The organism is Oryzisolibacter sp. LB2S (assembly GCF_040732315.1).
Lineage (GTDB): Bacteria > Pseudomonadota > Gammaproteobacteria > Burkholderiales > Burkholderiaceae_C > Alicycliphilus > Alicycliphilus soli.
In genome coordinates this window covers 2,967,692-2,987,189 of sequence record NZ_CP160388.1, presented here as the reverse complement: position 1 = coordinate 2,987,189, position 19,498 = coordinate 2,967,692, and the positions used below count along the sequence as shown (strand labels likewise).

The window sequence follows — 19,498 nt, the reverse complement described above, 5'->3', positions numbered from 1 at the left end:
TCACTCGTTCTTGGTTGACTGTTGGTTACAAATTCTACGAGAGTCGGCATGTATGGTGGTGTTTAACTGCCATGCGTCTTCAAGCGCTGTCCAAATGTCAGGATAGGCGTATGTTGCACATCGGACAGATTGTCTGTCGCTGATGGCACTGTCCGAGGGGCTGCGGCGGGCGATATCCGACGACATGCAACCGATCGCACAAGCATCATGCAACTAGCTACTTCCCCCCAACGCAGCCGCATGATGTCGGGTATTCGCGGCAAGAACACCTGGCCGGAACGCACGCTTCGCTCGTTTCTCTTTGCCAAGGGATTGCGCTATCGACTTCATGTCGGAACGCTGCCTGGTACACCGGATCTTGTATTCCCGAAGTACCGTGCCGTGGTGTTTGTTCACGGCTGCTTCTGGCACCGGCATGATGGGTGTCGTTACACAACCACTCCTCAAGCCAATGCAGATTTCTGGCGCCAGAAGTTTCTCGGCAATGTCGATCGTGACCGACGACATGTGGAACAACTCCGCTCCCTTGGTTGGCGTGTGGCCATCGTCTGGGAGTGCGCCCTGAAGCGGTCGCCCGAAGGCGCAGCACGAGCGGTGGAAGGGTGGTTGCACGGTGACTCAGACGTCCTGGAAATTGGTCAGCTCGCTTCGGCAAATAACGGTACCTGAGCTTGCTGTCCGGATGGGCTGCACCCTGTGGTCATCCTTGGCTTGTGATTCATTCGCCCCTTGACTTGCCGACGTCTGTTTCTGTTCATTTCGTTGAGCAGGCTTCGCACAATCCTGGCCAGCTTGTGCGCAAGCAGTGGCGGCACCGCATTGCCGACCTGGGTGTATTGCTCCGTCCGGTTGCCGGCGAAGTAGTAATTGTCCGGAAACGTCTGCAGGCGTGCAGCTTCCCTGACGGTCAGGCTTCTGCATTGCCTGGGATCGTAGTGAATGTAGTAGTGACCATCCTTGGCGATATGTGCGACCACCGTGGTTGCAGGATCGTTCTTGCACTGTACGCGGAAGCGATCCTTGAACGGGATTGCATCGGCTTTGTTGTCGCCACGCAGGTTGTGATGATCCGGCAGCAGCTTGGGAGGAAATACGTCCAGACGAGGGGAGTACTTCTGCAACTCGGCAAAGGTTGCAGCAAAGAAGTAGCGCGCCAGATCGGATGCCATGTGTGCCCGCGCTTCATGCTGGCACACGCCCCCCAGATTGCGATCGTGAAGCCATTGCTCCAGTTCGCTTGGATTGCCTTGCTTGCCTTCGTGCTGCGCCATGAAGGCGCCGCCTGTGTCTGAACTGGTCGTTTCGGCGATCAGCGTCTGCATTCTTTCGATCACTGCCGACTCGATTGCAAATCCCCAACCGTGAATATAGGAGGGTGCTGCGTGGACTGCGTTTCGCCAGGTCAGCTCCGAATCTCCTCGGGACAGCTTGCTGCGAATTTTCGGCAGATTGCCGATGGCATCACCGACAGTCACGGGAGTCGATACAGGGACAAGCAGTTGGTGCTGTGGCGCCCCTGATCCCTTGAGAACGCCAAATAGAATCACTCGGTGCCTGCTTTGTGGTACGCCATATCGCTCCGAATGAATCAGATAGTCCTCGGGTTCCAGGGTGTCGCTGTTCCCCCTTTTTGTAAAGGAGCGGATTTCGTACTCGAGTCCCTCCGCAGGCGAAGCGAGATCCGCAAGGATTCTTTCGAACATGGGGCTGCCGGAATGGCTGGACGACAGCAGTCCCTTGACGTTCTCCATTACAAAGATGGTCGGTTTGTGCACTCGGATGATCCGCAGGTATTCCTTGTACAGGAAGTGTTTTTCATCCTTGTGGAAGTCCTTGTCATTGGCGCGCCGGGCACGCCCGGCCAGAGAATAGGCTTGGCAGGGAGGGCCTCCGATGAGCACCCAGGTCTTCTGTCCGTTGAGTGCCGTACGTATTTCCGCGTCGATGCCGGCCTCATCGGATTTGCCGAGCTCCAGGCATCGCGCTTCCCGGGCGGCGTGTTTGAAGGCCTGAGCCACGGCAGGGATGCTGCGGAAGGTTGCCTCGTCGATTTCGCCACGCACGAAGCTGTAGTAGTGCCTGACATCCTTGGTGCCACGCAGGCGTCGGAACGCAGCACGCAGCATCAGCGTGCGGTGCGCTACCTCTGTCTTTTCAATGGAGAGTCCGATCTCGAAGAATGGTTGCTTGTCGTGACCCTTCAGGGAGGCAAAGCCCTCTCCAAGTCCTCCCGGGCCCGCAAAGAGGTCAATGATCGGAACGGGTGTTCTTGGCATATTGATGAGGTACGTTACACAACATCGGAAGAATTGGTTTGCGACGGTGTCGGAGGGACTGTCTCAGTACCATGCACCGCAGTTGCACCTGGTGGCTGTTTTCGTCCATCAGGGCAACGGCGGAGATGGTGAGCATATTGCTCACTATCGGCTGACCCGCGGCACCAGAATGGTCGGCGCGGCCGGGGCGGCCATTTCGGGCCAATCGCGGCTGAAGTGCAGGCCGCGGCTTTCGTGGCGCATCTGGGCGCTTTGCACGATCAGGTCGGCCACCTGCACGAGGTTGCGCAGCTCCAGCAGGTCGCGCGTGACGTGGAAGTTCGCGTAGAACTCGGCGATCTCGTCCTGCAGCAGCGCGATGCGGTGCGCGGCGCGCTCCAGGCGCTTGTTGGTGCGAACTATGCCCACGTAGTCCCACATGAAGCGGCGCAGCTCGTCCCAGTTGTGTGAGATGACGACGGATTCGTCGGCGTCGCTCACGCGGCTGTCGTCCCAGTCCGGCAGCGCGGGCGATTTGGCCGGCTGCGCCTGGCCGATATGGGCGCAGGCGGCGCGTGAAAACACCAGGCATTCGAGCAGCGAGTTGCTGGCCAGGCGGTTGGCACCGTGCAGGCCGGTGTAGGCCACTTCGCCCACGGCCAGCAGGCCCGCGAGGTCGGTGCGACCCGACAGGTCGGTGAGCACGCCGCCGCAGGTGAAATGCGCCGTGGGCACGACGGGTATGGGCGCGCGCGTGATGTCTATGCCCAGGCCCGCGCAATGCGCGAGGATGTTGGGGAAGTGCTCGTGCAGAAACTCCGGGCTTTGGTGCGAGATGTCGAGGTGCACGCAGTCCAGGCCGTGCTTCTTCATCTCGAAGTCGATGGCGCGCGCCACCACGTCGCGCGGCGCGAGCTCGGCACGCGCATCGTGCGCGGGCATGAAGCGCGTTCCGTCGGGCAGCTTGAGTTGCCCGCCCTCGCCGCGCACGGCCTCGCTGATCAGAAAGGACTTCTCGTGCGGGTGGTACAGGCCCGTGGGGTGGAACTGCACGAACTCCATGTTGCCCACGCGGCAGCCCGCGCGCCAGGCGGCGGCGATGCCGTCGCCCGTGGCCGTGTCGGGGTTGGTGGTGTAGAGGTAGACCTTGCCCGCGCCGCCCGTGGCCAGGATGGTGTGGGGCGCGCGGAAGGTCTTGACCGTGTCGCTCGCCTCGTCCAGCGCGTACAGGCCCACGCAGCGTGGCTGGCCCGCCAGGCCGAGCTTGCGCGTGGTGATCAGGTCCACCAGCGTGTGGTGCTCGAACACCGTGATGCCGGGCGTGCTGCGCACCACCTCGATCAGCGTCTTTTGCACGGCGGCGCCCGTGGCGTCGGTGGCATGGACGATGCGCCGTGCGCTGTGGCCGCCCTCGCGCGTGAGGTGCAGCTCCTCGCCCTCGAGCGTGAAGGGCACGCCCAGCGCGCGCAGCCAGCCGATGGCGGCGGGCGCGTTCTCCACCACGAAGCGCGTGGTGGACATGTCGCACAGGCCGGCGCCGGCGACCAGCGTGTCCTCGATATGTGCGGCAAAGCTGTCGTCGTCGGCCAGCACGGCGGCAATGCCGCCCTGGGCCCAGTTGCTCGAGCCGTCCTGGAGCTCGCGCTTGGTGATCACGGCCACGCGGTGCGTGGGCGCCAGCTGCAGGGCGGCGGACAGGCCGGCGAGGCCGCTGCCTACGATGAGTACGTCGAAATCTAGCGATGCCATGGTGCGGTGCGGGCAAAGGGAGCGTGCATTGTAGAGACGGCCATGGGTGCCGGACTCGTCACCGGGGTCACTGCCTTCTGGGTCACTGCTGCCTGAGCCAGTCGCGCGGCGGGGCGCCGACGGCCTGGGCAAACGCGCGCGAGAAGGCCGCCGCGCTCGCGTAGCCCAGCTGGTCGCTGACCTGCTGCACGCGCTGGCCCTGGCGCAGCAGCGTCTGTGCCAGCGACACGCGCCAGGCCAGCAGATAGGCGCCCGGCGTGATGCCGAGCGTGGCGTGGAACTGTGCGGCAAAGGCGCTGCGCGACATGCCCGCGGCCTGCGCCATGGTGGCCAGCGTCCAGTCGTGGCCGGGCCGCTCGTGCAGGCCGGTGAGCGCACGCGCCAGGCGGGGGTGGGCCAGGCCGGCGAGCAGGCCGGTCTCGATGGCGCCTGCCTCGGGGTGGTCCATCAGCCAGCGCAGCAGCTGCAGCAGCAACACCTCGAACAGTCGGCCGGCCAGCAGGCGCTGGCCGCAGCGCACGCGCTCGGTCTCGGCGAACAGCAGGGCCAGGGTGTGCTCTATGCCCGCGACCTCGGCAATCGGCAGCGCCACAAAGGCGGGCAGGGCCTGCACCAGCGGATGGCGCTCGCCGCCATCGAAGTCCAGCGTGGCGCAGACGAAGTCGCTGCCCTCCTGCGGCGCGTTGTGAAAGTCATGCTCGAGCGGGCGCGGGTAGAAGAGCAGCGTGGGCTCGCAGAGCTGCAGCCGGCGCGGTGCGCCGCTGCGCGGCCGGTGCGTGACCTGCATCTGCCCCTGCCTGAGCACATGCAGGAAGGCGCGCCCCGGCGCGGCCGCGAAATGCGTCACGCCGCACAGCGGCCCGGCGTGAAACAGGTGGGCGTGCACGCGAAAGCGCTCCAGCAGGGCGGACAGGCGATCCACGTCGCCAGGCTCGGGTGCTTTGGGGTTCATGGACGATGTGCAAAGTATCGCGGACGGATTGCGTCCAATGGTACGCATGGGAGGCGGACACTGCCAGCATGTTCCACCGCAGTCCTCAAGGAGATTTGCCATGAACCGCGTTCCCCTCATCGATCGCAGCGACACCAGCGCCGACCGCAAGGCGCTGCTCGACGAGATCCACGGTGCCTTTGGCACCACGCCTGCGATGTTTCGTGCCGTTGCCAATTCACCGGCGGCGCTCAGGAGCATGTGGGGCTCATTCGGCGCCCTGGGCGGCGGCACGTTGGGCGCGCGCCTGGGCGAGCAGATCGCCGTGGCCGTGGCCGACCGCAATGGCTGCGCCTACTGCCTGGCGGCGCACACGGCGCTGGGCCGCAAGGCCGGCGCCAGCGCCGAGGAGATGGCCGCGGCCCAGCTCGGTGAGTCGGCCGACGCCCGCACGCAGGCCGCGCTGCGCTTTGCGCTCAAGGTGGTGGCCGAGCGTGGCCGCGTGAGCGAGGCCGATGTGCAGGCACTGCGCGATGCCGGCTTCGGCGACGAGGCGGTGGTCGAGATCCTGGCCCATGTGGCGCTGAACCTGTTCACCAACTATGTGAACCTGGCGCTGGCCGTGCCGGTGGACTTCCCGGCCGTCAAGCTGCGCCACGGCGCCTGAATCGGTTCAGGCCGGGGTGTAGGCCAGGCGCACGTAGATCGGCGCAAAGGCCTCGGCCTGGGTGATCTCGATCAGGGTTTCCTTGGCCAGCTCCAGCAGCGCGATGAAGGTCACCACCAGCACGGTGCTGCCCTTCTCGGGCTGGAACAGGTCCTCGAACGGGGTGAAGCGCCGCCCCTGCAGGGCCTTGAGCACATGGCTCATGTACTCGCGCACCGAGAGCTCCTCGCGCGTGATGCGGTGGTGCTGCACGAGCTTGGCGCGCCGGAGGATGTCGCGCCAGGCCTGCTGCAGCTCGGCCACGTCCACGTCGGGAAAGCGCGGCTGCAGGCTTTGCTCTATGTACACGTTGGCGCGGATGAAGTCGCGCCCGTACTGCGGCACCTGATTCAGGCGCAGGGCGGCGAGCTTGATCTGCTCGTATTCGAGCAGGCGGCGCACCAGCTCGGCGCGCGGGTCCTCGGGCTCGGCGCCACCCTCCTGCTTGCGCGGCGGCAGCAGCATGCGCGACTTGATCTCGATCAGCATGGCCGCCATCAAGAGGTACTCGGCCGCCAGCTCCAGATTGCGGCTGCGGATCTCGTCCACATAGCCGAGGTATTGGCGCGTGACATCCACCATGGGGATGTCCAGGATGTTGAAGTTCTGCTTGCGTATCAGGTAGAGCAGCAGATCGAGCGGGCCCTCGAAGGCCTCGAGGAACACCTCCAGCGCATCGGGCGGGATGTACAGATCCTGGGGCAGGGCGAACAGCGGCTCGCCGTAGAGGCGCGCCAGCGCCACCTGATCGACCACCTCGGGCATGGCAGCGTCGGCGGCTGGCGGGTCGCTGGCCCTGCTCATGCCTTGTATTGCTATGTTATGAATAGCTGTCAGCGCTTTTCTGACAAGCGCTGGAGGCCGTTTTTATGCCTGCTTTTCGCTGTACGAGTAGTACACGTAGGGCTTTTGCTTGACGCGACCTGCGCGGTACTCGGCCCAGAGTTCGCGGTCCACGTCCTTGTCCCAGAGCAGGGCGCGGCCCGCCCGCTGCTGTGCATCGAGCTCGGGCTTCTTGCTCTTGAGCTGCTCGATGAACTGGGTGACTTCGGATTGGTAGTCGGGACGGCGGAAAATGTTCATGGACGGTTAACCTCTCAGAACCCGCGATTTTAGCGACACCCACCCATGAACCTCATGACCCGCATCACCACGGCCCTGAGTGCCGGCGCCCTGGCCCTGCTGTCGCTGGCCGGCTGTGACGACCAGCGCATCCGCGAACTGGAGGAGGACGTGTCCACCGAGGCCGACGTGCGCGCGCGCTTTGGCGAGCCCGAGCGCATCTGGCCCGAGGCCGACGGCGGCCACACGCTGGAGTACAACCGCCAGCCCGCGGGCCAGCGCAACTACATGATCACCATAGGCCCGGGCGGCAAGATGACGGCATTGCAGCAGGTGCTCGCGCCGCACCACTTCGAGAAGATCCAGCCCGGCATGGGCGAGGAGCAGGTGCGCCGCCTGCTGGGCAAGCCCGCGCGCCAGATCCCCTATGCGCTCAAGCAGCAGACCGAATGGGAATGGAACTGGGCCGACGGCACGCGGCGCATGGAGTTCATCGCCGTCTTCGACCAGCAGGGCAGGGTGGTCAGGAGCTACAGCGCCGAGAAGCTGCCGGACGGCCCCTGATCCCTGATGTTTCGTGCGCCGGCGCAGCCGGCAAGGAGAAGGCGATGCTCAAGACCTACCAGGGCTCCTGCCATTGCGGGGCCGTGCGTTTCGAGGCCGATCTGGACCTGGACCAGCCGACCTACCGCTGCAACTGCTCGATCTGCCGGCGCACGCGCTTCTGGCCCGCCATCGCGCGCGAGGGCGGGCTGCGCGTGCTGGCCGGGGAGCAGGAGCTGACCGAGTACCTGTTCCACACGCGCAAGAACCAGCATTTCTTCTGTCGGCATTGCGGCGTGCGCCCCTTCGGCGTGGGCAACGATACGCCCATGGGCAGGATGTATGGCGTGAACATCGGCTGCCTGGAGGGCGTGTCCGAGGAGGAGCTGTCGCGACTGACCATCGTGCGCGTCGATGGCCTGCACGAGCGCTGGCAGCAGGCGCCGGAGTTCGGCGCCCATCTGTAGCGGCGCCCGCGAGGGTTCAGCGGCGCAGCCAGCCCCACCACAGGCAGGCCAGGGCCGGCGCCCACAGGCACAGCCCGGCGAGCAGGTCGCCCAGGCCGTCGTCGCTGAACAGGGCGCCGACCAGGCCTATGGTGGTCAGCAGTCCCAGGGCGATGGGCCAGCCCCAGATGGCGCGCGTGCTCAAGGAGTTGTCCTGGTTCATGGGGTGACCGTTCCTTCGTCGGGAGTGGATTGCTTGATCGCCTGGCGTGCGCTTTCGGGCCGCTTGGCCAGCCACAGGTACAGGCCGCTGCCCAGCACGATGATGGAGAGAATGTCCAGCACCGCCCAGACGATCTGCATGATGCGCCCGCCATAGTCGCCAAAGTGCAGCGGCTGCGACACGAGTAGCGCCGTCAGGTACCAGGGCAGGTGCGGTGCGGCCGTGACGGCGTTGGTCTGGGCGTCGATCAGCACGGGCTGCAGCAGGCGCGAGGTGAAGGCCTCGCTGCCGCGCAGGAAGAAGGTGTGGTGGTGCGGGCTGGAGAACGCCGTGCCGGGGAAGGCGATGAAGGACAGCTGCGTGTCCGGCGCCTGTGCCAGGGCCACATCAAGCCCCTGCTGCACCGAGGCGCGCTCAGCCACCGGCACGGTGGGCTGGCCCTGGTAGGGCGCGAGCAGGCCGCTCAACTGGTCGTACTGCCAGTACTTGATGAGCAGGTCGGCCCACGTGTTGATCATGCCCGTGCCGCCGACCACGAACAGCCACACCAGCGTGACCACGCCCAGCAGGTTGTGCAGGTCCAGCCATTTGAGGCGCGTGGTGCGCTCGCGGCGCACGGTGCCAAAGTCCAGCTTGCGCATGAACGGGCTGTAGAGCACGGCACCGCTCACGATGGCCACCAGCAGCAACAAGCCCATGAAGCCCAGGAACAGCTTGCCGGCCAGGCCTGCGAACAGGTCCACGTGCAGCTTGAACATGACCCACATGAAGCCCTGGTCAAAACGCGGCTGGCCCAGCACGGCGCCGGTGCGCGCATCGATGACGACGGAGCGGAAATCATCGGTGGGCGCGGGCGTGGGCGTCATGGTGACGAACCACAGGTGGGGGTCGTCGTCGGACTGCGAGGCGAACTGCACCACGCGGTCGGGGTGCTCGGCACGCGCCACCTCCAGCACGCGGTCCAGGCTCACGCGCGGCGTGTCGGCCGGCATGGCGGGCGCCTCGACCTCGGTGCCCAGCAGGTGGCCGAGCTCGTGGTGAAAGATCAGCGGCAGGCCGGTGATGCACAGGAGCAGCATGAACACGGTGCAGACCAGGCTGCTCCACTTGTGCACCCAGGTCCAGGTCTTGAGGGTCTTGGCTTGCATGGTGGCTTGCTTCGTGGGCGGTGCTCAGTCTCAGAACTTGTAGCGCAGCGCCACCGTGGCGTTGCGTGGTGCGCCGTAGGTGAACTGGCTGAAGGCCGCGAACATGCCGTAGTAGGACTTGTCGGTCACGTTGTTCACGTTGAGCTGCAGCGACAGCTGGCGGCTCAGGTCGTAGCGTGCCATCAGGCCCACCAGGGCGTAGGCGTTCTGCTGGATGCGCTCGGGCGCGCCCAGCGGGGTGAGGGCGTCGGTGTGGGTCTTGCCCTGCCAGGTCACGCCGCCGCCCAGCGTCAGCTGGTTCCATGCGCCGGGCAGGCGGTAGGTGGTGAACAGCTTGAGCAGCCGGCGCGGGTAGATGCTGTTGACGTCGGCGCCATCGGCGTCGGTGGCCTTGAACTGCGTGTAGCTGGCCGTCATGTTCCAGCCGCGTGCCAGCTCGCCGCTGAGCTCGAGCTCGAAGCCGCGGCTCTTGGCGCCGTCGGCGGCGCGGTAGGCCGTCTCTGGCGGCACCGTGCCGGGGATGTTCTGGCCCGTGCTCTGCGCCAGGTTCTGCTGCTTGATATGGAACACAGCGGCCGACGCGTGCAGGCGCCCGTCCATGAATTCGCCCTTGGCGCCCAGCTCGAAGCTCTTGCCCTCGATGGGGTCGAGGTAGTTGCCGTGGATGTCGCGTTCCTGCTGCGGCTGGAAGATGCTGGTGTAGCTGGCGTAGGCCGACACGGCGTCGCTCAGGTCGTACACCATGCCGAGGTAGGGCGTCACCTCGTGGCTGAATTTCATGCTGAAGGGCGCGGAGAAGGCGTCGTCACCCGAACGCTCGTAGCGCGTCAGGCGTGCGCCGGCAATCACGCGCAGCGGCTCGGCCACATGCAGGCGCACGGCGCCATAGACGGCGTTCTGCGTCACGGTGTGGTCGCCGTAGTAGCTCAAGGGGGCCCAGGTGGGCTCGGGGTAGGAACCGTCCCAGTTGTTGAAGTCGGGCGCCAGGCCGCCGCTGGCCGCACGGCTGTCGGCGTTGAACTTCTGCTTGGAGTGGGTGAAGCCCAGGGCCAGCTCGTGCCTGCGGCCCAGCCATTCGAATGGGCCGCTGGCCTGCAGGCCCAGGTCGTCCTGCGTGGTCGCCACCTTGTACGAGCCGGGCCAGGTGAACATACCCAGGCCGGAGCTGCGGTCGGGCGCGCCCAGCAGGTACAGCAGCCGCGAGTCGGCCTTGCGCTTGCTGCGGTTGTAGGTGGCGCCGAGCTTCCAGCCGTTGTCGAACTGGTGCTCAAGCGCGGCAAAGGCCGTGTCGGTCACCGAGTCCCAGCGCACCCAGTCGGCCGAGGTGGTCTTGGATCGGTCCCACTCGGCGCGGCTGCCATCGGCAAACCAGACGGGCAGGCCGCCCCACATGGCGCCGCGGGTGTCGTTGTCCTGGCGGCTCAGGCCGGCGCGCAGCTGCGTGCGTGCCGTCAGGTCGGCCTCGACGGTGGCAAACAGCGTCTTGCTGTCGTCGTGCAGCAGGTCGATATGGCTGTCCTTGCTGCTGGCCTCGGCCACCACGCGGCCGCGCACGGTTTTGGCCTGGTTGAGCGGCGTGGACAGGTCGACCATGGCACGGCGCTGGCTCCAGCTGCCCAGCTCCAGCTCGGCTTGGCCGGTGAACTCCTTGCTGTGCGCGCGCTTGCGCACCAGGTTGATGGCGGCCGACGGGTCGCCCGCGCCGGTGGTCAGACCGGTGGCGCCGCGCACCACCTCGACACGGTCGTAGATGGCCAGGCTGGTCATGGCCTCGCCCGAGCTCCAGGCCTGCTCCCACGAGGTGGGCACGCCGTCGATCATCAGTGTGTTGATGTCAAAGCCGCGCGCGGTGAACTGCGCACGATGGGTTTCGTACTGGTTGACGGAGACGCCAGTGGCGTTGTTGACCACGTCGGTGATCGTCGCCAGGCCTTGGTCCTCGATGCGCTGCTGCGTGACCACGGAGACCGACTGCGGCGTGTCGCGCAGCGCCAGGCCCAGCGGCGTGGCGGTGCTGGACTTGCCGGCCGTACTGTATTGGCCGCTGCCTTCGGTGGTGTCGCTGGCGACCTCGGACTGCACCTGAACGGCCGGCAGCGTGCCGACCGCCTGTTGCGCCGCCGCCATGGCGGGCAGCGCCATCGCCATGCACAGGCTGAGCCTGTTGAGCGCCATGCCCGTTCTATCCCGCGCGATTGTTTTCTCCATCCCCATGTGTGGAACCTGTTCTGTCAGCCGCAATGAAAAAGGTGCTGCGCGATGGCAGCACCTCAGTGAATTGCATCGTCCGATGCACAATGCGCATTTTAATGCAAATGAGAACGAGTTTTATTTGAGAAGTTGATTGCGACGGGTCGGCATGGGTGCCTGCCAGGCCAGGGCAGGTGGCGCGGTGCCTGGCCTATCGGGCAGGTTTGGGCTGGTCTTGGTCTATGGCGCGATCTTGCGCTTGAGCGCCTGCGCCACCGGCTGCGGCAGGCTGGGCAGGGACTTGAGCAGCCAAGGCAGTACCTTGCGTTTGGTGCCCGAGAGCGACTCGGGCACCATGGCCTCGATCAGGTGCGGCCCGCTCTGGCCCAGGGCGTATTCCAGCGCCTGGCAAAAATCCTCGGCCGTGTGGGTGCGCGCCGCGTGCACGCCCATGCCCTGGGCCAGCTGCGCAAAGTTGAGCACCGGGCCATGCAGGTCGAGCTGCGACTTGGCCTTGGGGCCGGCCTCGTCCGCGCCCACGCGGTCGAGCTCCACATTGAGCACTGAGTAACTGGCGTTGTTGAAGATGATGGCCGTGACGTTGAGGTTTTCCCGCGCCATGGTCCACAGCGCCTGGATGGTGTACATGGCCGTGCCATCGCCGATCAGCGCGATCACCGGGCGGTCGGGGCAGGCAATGGCCGCGCCCACGGCGTTCGGCAGGCCCTGGCCTATGGCGCCGCCCGTCAGCGTGATCAGGTCGTGGCGTGGGGCGCCTTGGGTCATCACGCCCAGCATCAGGCCGCTGGTGATGGCCTCGTCGATGACGATGGCGTTGTCCGGCAGCAATGCGCCCACGGCCTTGCAGACCTTGGGCGCGGTCAGCTTGCCCGTGGGGCGGCCAGGGCGCTGGGGTGCCTGCAGGCGGGGTTGGGCAGCGCCTGCGCCCAGCGCGGCGGCGAGTTGCTCCAGGCTGGCGGCGGCGTTTTGATCGGGCGCGGCCAGGGTGTGCAGCTCACAGGTCTCGGGCACCAGGTAGCTCTTTTTGCCGGGGTAGGCAAAGAAGGACACGGGCGCCTTGGCGTCCACAAGAATCAGTTGTTCGATGGGGGCCAGCTGCACGCCCGCCATCTCGGCCAGGTAGGCGATGCGCTCCACAAACGGCAGGCCCGCGCCGCGCTCCATGCGCGTGGGAAAGCATTCGGCCAGCAGCTGCACGCCGCTGTGCGCGGCAATGCGCGCGGCGGCCAGCAGGGCGGGCTCGCGCAGCGCCTGGCCGCCGAGCAGCAGGGCGGTTTTCTTGCCGCTGCGAATGGCGTGGGCGATCGTCTGCACCGTGGTGTCCGATGCCACCGGGGCCGGCGCCAGCGTGGGCATGGCGCAGGGCTGGCCGCCCTCGCCCCAGGACACGTCGGCCGGCAGTATCAGCGTGGCCACCTGGCCCGGCAGGCCGCGTGCTGCCACTATGGCGTCCACCGCGTCCTCGCCCAGCTGCGCCGTGCTCCTGGACGTGCGCACAAAGCCGGGCGAGACGTTGCGCGCCACGGTTTCGATGTCGCTCTGCAGCTGCGCGTCGTACTGGGTGTGGGTGGTGGCGTGGTCACCCACGATGTTGACCACCGGCACCTTGCCCTTGCGCGCGTTGTGCAGATTGGCCAGACCGTTGCCCAGGCCGCAGCCCAGGTGCAAGAGCACGGCCGCGGGTTTGCCGGCCATGCGCGCGTAGCCGTCGGCCGCGCCCGTGGCCACGCCCTCGAACAGCGCGAGCACGGCGCGCATGCGCGGCTCGGAATCGAGCGCGGCGACGAAGTGCATCTCGCTGGTGCCGGGGTTGGAAAAACACAGCTCGACGCCGGCGTCGGCCAGGGTCTTGATCAGGGCTTGTGCGCCGTTCATGAATGCTCCTAATGTAATAGCTGGTTGCGCTTGTTTGGTGGGCGTTAGAGGCCTGTTTGGCTTGGATTATCGAAATGGCGGTGGCTGATCTCGGCAACGCGGGTGACGCCGGCCAGCATCATGGTCACGGCCAGCTCGCGCTGCCAGGTAGCGAGCAGCTGGCGCACGCCGGCCTCGCCGCGGCCGGCCAGCGCCCAGACCCAGGGCCGGCCCACTAGCACGCCGCGCGCGCCCAGCGCCAGGGCCTTGAACACATCGACGCCGCTGCGTATGCCGCCATCGACCAGCAGCTCGGTGCGCCCGGCGAGCGCCTGGGCAATCGCGGGCAGGGCGCGCGCGGTGGACGGCGCGCCGTCGAGCTGGCGCCCACCGTGGTTGGAGACCACGATGCCGTCGGCGCCGCTGTCCACGGCGGCCTGGGCGTCGTGCGCGTCGAGCACGCCCTTGATGAGCAAACGCCCCTTCCACTGGCCGCGCAGCCAGGCGATGTCGCGCCAGGTCACGCTGGCGTCGAACTGCGCGTCCACCCAGGCCTTGAAGGCATTCAGGTCGCGCCCGCCCGGCACCTGGGCGGCCAGGTTGCCAAAGGTCAGCGGCTTGCCGCCCAGGGCCACGCGCCGCACCCAGCCCGGGCGCGCCAGCACCTGGCCCGCGCGCAGCAGGGCCGAGCGCGCGCCGCCATGCGCCAGGCCGTTGCGCGTGTCGCGGTGGCGCAGGCCGGTGGTGGGCAGATCGACGGTGAAGACCAGCGTGCGGCTGCCCGCGTCCCAGGCCTGTTGCAAGAGCGCCTGCACGGCCCCCCGGTCGCGCAGCATGTAGAGCTGAAACCAGGGCGCTTGCCCGGCGGCGGCCGTCACCTCGGCCAGCGGGCAGATGCCCACCGTGGAGAGGGTGAACGGCACGCCCACGGCGGCGGCCGCGCGCGCGGCCTGCGCCTCGCCACGGCGCGCCATCATGCCCGCCAGGCCGATGGGCGCGAGCGCCAGCGGCAGGGCGCAGTCTTGCCCCGCGATCTGGCTGCGCGTATCGACCTGGGCCACGTCCACCAGCACGCGCTGGCGCAGGCGCAGCGCGGCAAAGTCCTGCACGTTGGCGGCCAGCGTGGCCTCGGCGCCCGCGCCGCCGTCCACGTAGTCGAACAGAAAGCGCGGCAGACGGCTTCTTGCCCGCTGGCGCCAGTCGGTGGCGGTGGCGGGGTAGCTCAGCATGGGGCCACCTGCGCGGTCGGGCCGAGGCGGCGCACGGTGAAGGCAAACAGCAGGCCGCCCGCGTACATCAGCACGCCGTAGAGCGCGCCGGGGATGGCCATGGCGTCTTCCTTGAGCACGGTGCTGGCGATCACCAGCGCCAGGGCGGCGTTCTGCACGGCGGTCTCGATCCCCAGCGTGACGGATTGACGGCGGGACAGCCGGGCCAGCGCCGCCACGGCAAAGCCCACGGCCAGCATGGTCAGGTTGAGCAGCAGGGCAAAGGGCGCCAGGCTGCTGAAGTTGGCCACCAGCAGCGCCCAGTTCTTGACCACGGCCAGCAGCACGATGAGCACGAACAGCACGGTGGCGATGCGCGTGGCGCGCGGCTCAAAGCGCTGCGCCCAGGCCGGCCAGCGCCAGCGTGCGGCCATGCCCAGGCTGACGGGCAGGCCCAGCACCAGGGCTACCTGGCCCATCATCAGGCCCACGGGCACGTCCACCGCGCGCGCCGCGCCCAGGTAATGGCCCAGCGCCCAGGTCACGATCAGCGGCAGGGTGAAGATGGTGGCCACGCTGGCCACTGCCGTGAAGCTCACGGCCAGGGCCACGTCGCCGCGCGCCAGATAGGTCAGCAGGTTGGACGTGCTGCCCGTGGGGCAGGCCGCCAGAATCATGAAGCCCACGGCAAACACGCCGGTAATCCCCCACAGGCTGAGCATGGCGTAGCAGGCCAGCGGCAGCAGCACGAAATGGCAGACCACGCCCACGATGAGCGCGCGCGGCTGGGTGAAGATGCGCTTGAAATCCGCGGGCGCGAGGCCCAGGCCGAGCGAGAACATGATGCAGGCCAGGATCAGCGGCAGCAGCAGGCTCGATGCGATGTCTCCTTGCATTTTTTGTCTCCTGTCGTTGTGCGTTGGATGTCTATCTGCGGATCACGTCGTGAGGGCCGGCCCGTCATCTCCGCGAACGCGGGGATCCGTGGCCGCCGTCAGTGGCGCCCGCCACGTTGCTGTAACCGTCATCCCCGCGAAGGCGGGGATCCATGGCTGTCGTCCATGAGCGGTCTGGAGCGTTTCTGGATCCCCGCCTTCGCGGGGATGACGGAGGGGTGTGCATCGCCTTGGCGGGGATGGCGGAGGGTTGTGCATCGGCGGAAGTCGTGAATTGCGCCATGTCAGCGGTTGCGCCAGAACATCACGTCCAGCATCCTGCGCGCCATGCCCTGGTAGGGCGGCATCAAGAAGTCCACCGTGCGCAGTGGCCCCTGGCGGAACACCGGGCGCAGCTTGGAGAAGGTCAGGAACCCTTCAAAGCCGTGGTAGTGGCCCATGCCGCTGTTGCCCACGCCGCCAAAGGGCAGGCTGTGCTGGCCCACGTGGAGCAGCGTGTCGTTGAGCGTGACGCCGCCCGAGAGCGTTTGCTGCAGATACTGCTGCTGCAGCGCCTTGTCGTCGCTGAACAGGTAGAGCGCGAGCGGGTGCGGCCGGTCGTTGATGTAGCGCAGCACCTCGTCGTGGGTTTGGTAGCTGAGGATGGGCAGCAGCGGGCCAAAGATCTCGCGCTGCATGACCTGCATGCCGTCGTGCACATTGAGGAGCGCCACAGGGGGCATGATCCGCCGCGCCGCATCGCCCTGTTGGCTCGGCGCCAGCGGCACGACCTGGGCGCCCTGGGCTACCGCGTCGGCCAGCATGGCCTGCAGGCGGTCGTACTGGCGCTGGTCGATGATGGCGGTGTAGTCGCCGTTCAAAAGATCGGGGTAGCGCTGCGCGACGATGCGCTGCGCCGCTTCGATGAAGGCCTGCTCCTGGCCGGCGGGCACGAACATGTAGTCCACGTTGGTGCAGATCTGCCCGGCGTTGAGCATCTTGACCCACAGAATGCGCTCGGCCGCCTTGTGCATGGCGTAGCCGGGCGCGACGATGGCGGGGGACTTGCCGCCCAGCTCCAGCGTCACCGGGGTCAGGTTGGCGGCAGCATTGGCCATCACCGCCTTGCCGGTTTGCGGCGAGCCGGTAAAGAACAGGTGGTTGAACGGCAACTGCGTGAACAGCGGCCCGACCGACTGGCCCGGCCCCGCGTCGCTGTCGGCAAAGAGGCTCACCTTGTCGGCAGCAAAGTATCTGGGCAGCAGCTGCTGCAGCAGGCGCGCCAGGCGTTCGGAGTTTTCCGACATCTTGACCATGGCGCGGTTACCCGCGGCCAGCGCGCCTATGAGCGGCTGCACCACCATGGCGATGGGAAAGTTCCACGGCGCAACGATGCCGATCACGCCCAGCGGCTGGGGCTGCACAAAGGCGCTGGCCAGCGGGTACTGCGTCACGTCCAGGTGGCGCTTTTGCTTTTTCATCCAGCGCGGCAGTCGGCGTATGGCGTCGAGTGCCGCCTCCTGGCCCTGCAGCAGCTCGGCAAACTGGGTTTCAAAATGGCTGCGGCAGCCAAAGTCGCGGTTTACGGCGTCGACCAGCGCGTCGCGGTTTTCAACCAGCAGGCGGTGCAGGGCGCGCAGGTCGGCGCGGCGCTCTTGCAAGCTGGGGTAGCGGTTCTGGGCAAAGGCCGCCTGCTGCGCGGCAAAGCAGTCGCGCAGATTGGCGGGCAGGTGCCCGGGCAGGTGTTCGGGGCTGTGCATGGCCTTCCAGGCGGTGCTGGGTGGGTTGGCGGTCATGGCTGTCCTTTCTGCAGTTTCTGTTGGGCGCTGCGGGCAATGCGGTCGCCCACGGCACGCGCCAGGCCCGGCAGGTGGCGCGAGAGAAAGGCGGTCAGCGCCGCCTTGGGGGTGTCGGTGATCTCGAATTCACGCCGCGCAATGCCGCGCAAAAGTGCGGGCACCGACACGTCGAGCGTGCTGCTGCCGGCAAAGGCCTTCATGGCGGCGGATACGGGGTGCATGTGCTGCTTTTCCTGCGCCACCATGGGCGTCATGATCTCGCCGGGGCAGCACAGGCTGACGGCTATGCCCTGCAGCTTCAGCTCGTAGCGCAGCGCCTCGGCGAAACCCCGCACGCCGTACTTGGACGCGCAGTAGGCGGTGTAGCCAAAGTTGCCCGTGAGTGCGGCCAGCGACGCGATGAAGGCGATCTGGCTGCCCGCGCGCATATGCGGCAGCACGGCGGCCGCGAAATGGCGCGAGCCCTTGAGGTTGATGTCGATGACGCGCTCGAAGTCCTGCGCGCTGGACTGAAGCAATGGCCCGTTGTGCAGCACGCCCGCGCTGTGAATCGCCAGATCGGGCACGCCCATGTCCCGCACCGCCTGGGCCACGGCGGCTTCGATGGCGCGGGCATCGGCCACGTCGGCGCGGTAGCAGGCAAAGCCTTGATCGGCGCTGCGGGCGGCGGCGCGCAGCTCGGCCAGCACGTCCTCGGCGGCGGAGCGGTTGAACAGGGCGATGCTCGCGCCCTCGGCCGCCAGGCGCCGCGCCATGTCGCGCCCTATGCCGCTGCTGGCGCCGGTGATGAAGACGGTGCGCGGGGCGCCGTGCTTCCAGGGGTAGCGGTGGCCGCTCATCGCTGGCCTGCGCGCACCAGGGCCGCGCATTTCTCGCCGATCATGATGGTGGGCGCGTTGGTGTTGCCGGTGGTGATGCGCGGCATGATGGACGCATCGGCCACGCGCAGGCCATCGACGCCATGCACGCGCAGGTCGGCGCCGACGACGGCGCTGGCATCGCTCGCGGGCCCCATGCGGCAGGTGCCCACGGGGTGGTATTCGGTGTCGCTGCTGGCGCGCATCTCTGCGGCAATGCCCTCGGGGTCGTTGGCGGCGATCGGCCGCAGCATGGCGCCGCGCCAGGGCGTCATGGCCGGCGCATGCATGATCTCAAGCGACTTCTGCACGCCCTTGACCAGGCGCGGCAGGTCGTCGGGGTGGCTGTAGTAGCGCGGGTCGATGGCCAGGCTGTCGCGCGCGTCGGCGCTTGTGAGGCGCACCTCGCCGCGGCTCTCGGGCCGCGTGAGCGTGACATGCAGGCCGAAGCCATGGCCCAGGTAGAGCTTGCGGCTGTGGTCCTCGACCATGGCGACGACGAACTCGAGCTCGATGTCGGCCGCGTGCACCTGGTCGTCGGTGCGCAGAAAGGCGCCGGCCTCGGCCACGTTGCTGGTGATGAGGCCGCTGCGCTCGCGCCGCCACTGCCCTATGCCGCGCAGCATCTGCCACGCGCCGCCGGGGCTGATGCCCAGGCAGCCCTCGGCCCGCAGGCTGCGCCAGTTGAGCGATGCGGTGATGTGGTCCTGCAGGTTCTGGCCCACGCCGGGCAGGGCGTGCTGCACGGCGATGCCATGGGAGCGCAGCTGGTCGGCCGGGCCCACGCCCGAGCACATCAGCAGCTGCGGCGAGCCGTAGGCGCCGGCGCTCAGAATCACCTCGCGGCGCGCGCGCACCAGGCGCTCCTGGCCGCCCTGCACGATGTGCATGCCCGCGGCGCGCCGCCCATCCCAGGCCAGACGCAGCGAGGGCGCGTGCGTCAATATCGTCAGATTGGGCCGCTGGAGGTTGGGCGTGAGGTAGGCGCGCGCGGCGCTGCAGCGCTCGCCCCCGCGCTGCGTCACCTGCGCGGGCCAGCAGCCGTCCTGCTGCGCGCCGTTGTAGTCGGGCGTGCGCGGCACGCCTGCCTGCTCGCAGGCCTGCAGGAACGCCTGGGTGGAGCCCATGCCGCTGCGCAGCCAGTCCACGCCCAGCGGGCCGCCCACGCCGTGGTAGTCGCCCGCGCCAAAGCAGGCGCTGTCCTCGGCCTTTTTGAACAGCGGCAGCACGCTGTCGTAGTCCCAGCCGGGGTTGCCCAGCTCTGCCCAATGGTCGTAGTCGCTGCGATGGCCGCGGCAGTAGACCATGGCGTTGACCGAGCTGCTGCCGCCCAGCACGCGCCCGCGTGGCTGAAAGCCGCGCCGGCCGTTCAGCCCCGGCTGAGGCACGGTGTGGTAGTGCACGGAATTCTTCTTGAGCTGCGCCTCGGCCACAAAGCCCAGCGGCGCGCGGGTGAGCACGCTGCTGTCGGGCCCACCGGCCTCGATCAGGCAGACGCTCACGCCCGGGTCCTCGCTCAGCCGGCTGGCCACCACGCAGCCGGCCGAACCGGCGCCGACGACGATGTAGTCAAATTCCATAGATGCTCCTGCTTGACTATTGATAGCTGCCAGCGCTTTAGGGGCGGGCGC

19 protein-coding genes are annotated in these 19,498 nt (G+C 67.5%); 5 read left to right on the top strand and 14 right to left on the bottom strand.

Features of this window, described 5'->3' with window-relative positions:
* The first annotated feature begins 207 nt into the window (after window positions 1–207).
* Window positions 208–669 (top strand): very short patch repair endonuclease, encoded by a 462-nt coding sequence (locus ABUE11_RS14105; protein WP_367065909.1) that lies wholly within the window; start codon window positions 208–210, stop codon window positions 667–669.
* On the opposite strand, the gene dcm is transcribed toward ABUE11_RS14105, so the two are convergent.
* The 3 genes from dcm to ABUE11_RS14090 form a co-directional block, all read right to left on the bottom strand.
* Entirely contained in the window at window positions 639–2,276 is a 1,638-nt protein-coding gene (gene dcm / locus ABUE11_RS14100; RefSeq protein WP_367065908.1) for a DNA (cytosine-5-)-methyltransferase, read from the bottom strand. The two genes, ABUE11_RS14105 and dcm, sit on opposite strands and share 31 nt — an antisense overlap.
* 144 nt (window positions 2,277–2,420) lie before the next feature.
* The gene (nadB, locus tag ABUE11_RS14095) at window positions 2,421–4,004 is read right to left on the bottom strand and encodes an L-aspartate oxidase (protein WP_367065907.1); all 1,584 of its coding nucleotides are present in this window, start codon (window positions 4,002–4,004) and stop codon (window positions 2,421–2,423) included.
* 82 nt (window positions 4,005–4,086) lie between these two features.
* The gene (locus ABUE11_RS14090; RefSeq protein WP_367065906.1) at window positions 4,087–4,956 is read right to left on the bottom strand and encodes an AraC family transcriptional regulator; all 870 of its coding nucleotides are present in this window, start codon (window positions 4,954–4,956) and stop codon (window positions 4,087–4,089) included.
* A gap of 100 nt (window positions 4,957–5,056) precedes the next feature.
* Between ABUE11_RS14090 and ABUE11_RS14085 the strand changes: the two genes are divergently transcribed.
* Window positions 5,057–5,602, top strand: coding sequence for a peroxidase-related enzyme (locus ABUE11_RS14085; RefSeq protein WP_367065905.1), 546 nt, complete (start codon window positions 5,057–5,059; stop codon window positions 5,600–5,602).
* 6 nt (window positions 5,603–5,608) lie between these two features.
* On the opposite strand, the gene ABUE11_RS14080 is transcribed toward ABUE11_RS14085, so the two are convergent.
* Together ABUE11_RS14080 and ABUE11_RS14075 are read right to left on the bottom strand one after the other, a co-directional pair.
* Window positions 5,609–6,445 (bottom strand): ScpA family protein, encoded by an 837-nt coding sequence (locus ABUE11_RS14080; protein ID WP_367065904.1) that lies wholly within the window; start codon window positions 6,443–6,445, stop codon window positions 5,609–5,611.
* A gap of 63 nt (window positions 6,446–6,508) precedes the next feature.
* Window positions 6,509–6,724, bottom strand: coding sequence for a DUF3460 family protein (locus tag ABUE11_RS14075; protein WP_367065902.1), 216 nt, complete (start codon window positions 6,722–6,724; stop codon window positions 6,509–6,511).
* Between the two features lie 45 nt (window positions 6,725–6,769).
* On the opposite strand from ABUE11_RS14075, the gene ABUE11_RS14070 reads away from it, so the two are divergent.
* Complete coding sequence (locus ABUE11_RS14070) at window positions 6,770–7,267, top strand: outer membrane protein assembly factor BamE (RefSeq protein ID WP_367065901.1); 498 nt, start codon at window positions 6,770–6,772, stop codon at window positions 7,265–7,267.
* A gap of 44 nt (window positions 7,268–7,311) precedes the next feature.
* Window positions 7,312–7,713 carry a GFA family protein gene (locus tag ABUE11_RS14065; protein WP_367065899.1) on the top strand — a complete coding sequence of 134 codons (402 nt, stop codon included), beginning with the start codon at window positions 7,312–7,314 and terminating at the stop codon, window positions 7,711–7,713.
* Window positions 7,714–7,729: 16 nt separating this feature from the next.
* Here ABUE11_RS14065 and ABUE11_RS14060 read toward each other — a convergent pair whose 3' ends face one another.
* The 3 genes from ABUE11_RS14060 to ABUE11_RS14050 are packed head-to-tail and all read right to left on the bottom strand — an operon-like array spanning window position 7,730 to window position 11,238.
* A complete protein-coding gene (locus ABUE11_RS14060; RefSeq protein WP_367065897.1) occupies window positions 7,730–7,915 on the bottom strand; it encodes a hypothetical protein in 186 nt (61 codons plus the stop codon).
* Window positions 7,912–9,063: a PepSY domain-containing protein gene (locus tag ABUE11_RS14055; protein ID WP_367065895.1), complete on the bottom strand. Its 1,152-nt coding sequence runs from the start codon at window positions 9,061–9,063 to the stop codon at window positions 7,912–7,914. The genes ABUE11_RS14060 and ABUE11_RS14055 overlap by 4 nt, the downstream gene beginning before the upstream one ends.
* A 30-nt stretch (window positions 9,064–9,093) precedes the next feature.
* Window positions 9,094–11,238, bottom strand: a complete 2,145-nt coding sequence (locus ABUE11_RS14050) for a TonB-dependent siderophore receptor (RefSeq protein WP_367065894.1) — start codon at window positions 11,236–11,238, stop codon at window positions 9,094–9,096.
* On the opposite strand from ABUE11_RS14050, the gene ABUE11_RS14045 reads away from it, so the two are divergent.
* The gene (locus ABUE11_RS14045; RefSeq protein ID WP_367065893.1) at window positions 11,237–11,407 is read left to right on the top strand and encodes a hypothetical protein; all 171 of its coding nucleotides are present in this window, start codon (window positions 11,237–11,239) and stop codon (window positions 11,405–11,407) included. The two genes, ABUE11_RS14050 and ABUE11_RS14045, sit on opposite strands and share 2 nt — an antisense overlap.
* An 86-nt stretch (window positions 11,408–11,493) precedes the next feature.
* Here ABUE11_RS14045 and ABUE11_RS14040 read toward each other — a convergent pair whose 3' ends face one another.
* From ABUE11_RS14040 to ABUE11_RS14015, 6 genes are all read right to left on the bottom strand, one after another.
* A complete protein-coding gene (locus ABUE11_RS14040) occupies window positions 11,494–13,149 on the bottom strand; it encodes an acetolactate synthase large subunit (RefSeq protein WP_367065891.1) in 1,656 nt (551 codons plus the stop codon).
* 44 nt (window positions 13,150–13,193) lie between these two features.
* Window positions 13,194–14,357: an L-lactate dehydrogenase gene (locus ABUE11_RS14035; protein ID WP_367065890.1), complete on the bottom strand. Its 1,164-nt coding sequence runs from the start codon at window positions 14,355–14,357 to the stop codon at window positions 13,194–13,196.
* On the bottom strand, window positions 14,351–15,232 hold the full coding sequence (locus ABUE11_RS14030) for a bile acid:sodium symporter family protein (protein WP_367065889.1): 882 nt from the start codon (window positions 15,230–15,232) through the stop codon (window positions 14,351–14,353). The genes ABUE11_RS14035 and ABUE11_RS14030 overlap by 7 nt, the downstream gene beginning before the upstream one ends.
* A 284-nt stretch (window positions 15,233–15,516) precedes the next feature.
* On the bottom strand, window positions 15,517–17,007 hold the full coding sequence (locus ABUE11_RS14025) for a coniferyl aldehyde dehydrogenase (protein ID WP_367065888.1): 1,491 nt from the start codon (window positions 17,005–17,007) through the stop codon (window positions 15,517–15,519).
* On the bottom strand, window positions 17,004–17,849 hold the full coding sequence (locus tag ABUE11_RS14020) for an SDR family NAD(P)-dependent oxidoreductase (RefSeq protein ID WP_367065887.1): 846 nt from the start codon (window positions 17,847–17,849) through the stop codon (window positions 17,004–17,006). Before ABUE11_RS14020 ends, ABUE11_RS14025 begins: the two co-directional genes overlap by 4 nt.
* Window positions 17,846–19,447, bottom strand: a complete 1,602-nt coding sequence (locus tag ABUE11_RS14015; protein ID WP_367065886.1) for a GMC family oxidoreductase N-terminal domain-containing protein — start codon at window positions 19,445–19,447, stop codon at window positions 17,846–17,848. The genes ABUE11_RS14020 and ABUE11_RS14015 overlap by 4 nt, the downstream gene beginning before the upstream one ends.
* Between the last annotated feature and the right edge of the window lie 51 nt (window positions 19,448–19,498).

Coding starts and splice junctions, on each gene's coding strand:
- nadB (WP_367065907.1), bottom strand. CDS start 4,004: ATGGCATCGCTAGATTTCGACGTACTCATCGTAGGCAGCGGCCTCGCC.
- ABUE11_RS14040 (WP_367065891.1), bottom strand. CDS start 13,149: ATGAACGGCGCACAAGCCCTGATCAAGACCCTGGCCGACGCCGGCGTC.
- ABUE11_RS14025 (WP_367065888.1), bottom strand. CDS start 17,007: ATGACCGCCAACCCACCCAGCACCGCCTGGAAGGCCATGCACAGCCCC.
- ABUE11_RS14090 (WP_367065906.1), bottom strand. CDS start 4,956: ATGAACCCCAAAGCACCCGAGCCTGGCGACGTGGATCGCCTGTCCGCC.
- ABUE11_RS14080 (WP_367065904.1), bottom strand. CDS start 6,445: ATGAGCAGGGCCAGCGACCCGCCAGCCGCCGACGCTGCCATGCCCGAG.
- ABUE11_RS14050 (WP_367065894.1), bottom strand. CDS start 11,238: ATGGCGCTCAACAGGCTCAGCCTGTGCATGGCGATGGCGCTGCCCGCC.
- ABUE11_RS14070 (WP_367065901.1), top strand. CDS start 6,770: ATGAACCTCATGACCCGCATCACCACGGCCCTGAGTGCCGGCGCCCTG.
- dcm (WP_367065908.1), bottom strand. CDS start 2,276: ATGCCAAGAACACCCGTTCCGATCATTGACCTCTTTGCGGGCCCGGGA.
- ABUE11_RS14030 (WP_367065889.1), bottom strand. CDS start 15,232: ATGCAAGGAGACATCGCATCGAGCCTGCTGCTGCCGCTGATCCTGGCC.
- ABUE11_RS14105 (WP_367065909.1), top strand. CDS start 208: ATGCAACTAGCTACTTCCCCCCAACGCAGCCGCATGATGTCGGGTATT.
- ABUE11_RS14020 (WP_367065887.1), bottom strand. CDS start 17,849: ATGAGCGGCCACCGCTACCCCTGGAAGCACGGCGCCCCGCGCACCGTC.
- ABUE11_RS14085 (WP_367065905.1), top strand. CDS start 5,057: ATGAACCGCGTTCCCCTCATCGATCGCAGCGACACCAGCGCCGACCGC.
- ABUE11_RS14015 (WP_367065886.1), bottom strand. CDS start 19,447: ATGGAATTTGACTACATCGTCGTCGGCGCCGGTTCGGCCGGCTGCGTG.
- ABUE11_RS14060 (WP_367065897.1), bottom strand. CDS start 7,915: ATGAACCAGGACAACTCCTTGAGCACGCGCGCCATCTGGGGCTGGCCC.
- ABUE11_RS14045 (WP_367065893.1), top strand. CDS start 11,237: ATGCCCGTTCTATCCCGCGCGATTGTTTTCTCCATCCCCATGTGTGGA.
- ABUE11_RS14065 (WP_367065899.1), top strand. CDS start 7,312: ATGCTCAAGACCTACCAGGGCTCCTGCCATTGCGGGGCCGTGCGTTTC.
- ABUE11_RS14035 (WP_367065890.1), bottom strand. CDS start 14,357: ATGCTGAGCTACCCCGCCACCGCCACCGACTGGCGCCAGCGGGCAAGA.
- ABUE11_RS14055 (WP_367065895.1), bottom strand. CDS start 9,063: ATGCAAGCCAAGACCCTCAAGACCTGGACCTGGGTGCACAAGTGGAGC.
- ABUE11_RS14075 (WP_367065902.1), bottom strand. CDS start 6,724: ATGAACATTTTCCGCCGTCCCGACTACCAATCCGAAGTCACCCAGTTC.